The organism is Curtobacterium sp. PsM8, from assembly GCF_030433875.1.
GTDB lineage: Bacteria > Actinomycetota > Actinomycetes > Actinomycetales > Microbacteriaceae > Curtobacterium.
Map to the genome: position 1 here is coordinate 1 of NZ_JARUXD010000216.1, position 217 is coordinate 217.

General features: G+C 41.9%; 1 protein-coding gene. It reads left to right on the top strand.

The annotated features are described in order from the left end of the window. Window positions 1-28: 28 nt before the first annotated feature. Window positions 29-217: hypothetical protein (locus tag QCD68_RS17385; protein ID WP_301223915.1), on the top strand; the 189-nt coding region annotated here is incomplete at its 3' end.

Sequence of the window (217 nt, forward strand, 5' to 3'; positions counted from 1 at the left end):
CCAGCTAATTAATAGTTAATTTTACCATATGAAAACTAGCCAAATTTTGAAACTATCCGTCGCCACCTTTTTTATCCTTTCTCTGGCTTTAACTGTCAGTGCTGAATGGAACCCACCTCCTGATAATCCACCAAGTCAAAACGCTCCGACTCCGATCAATGTTAGTGGTAGTCTTCAAGACAAAGCGGGTGGTTTGCGTATTTGGAACGCTCTGGTT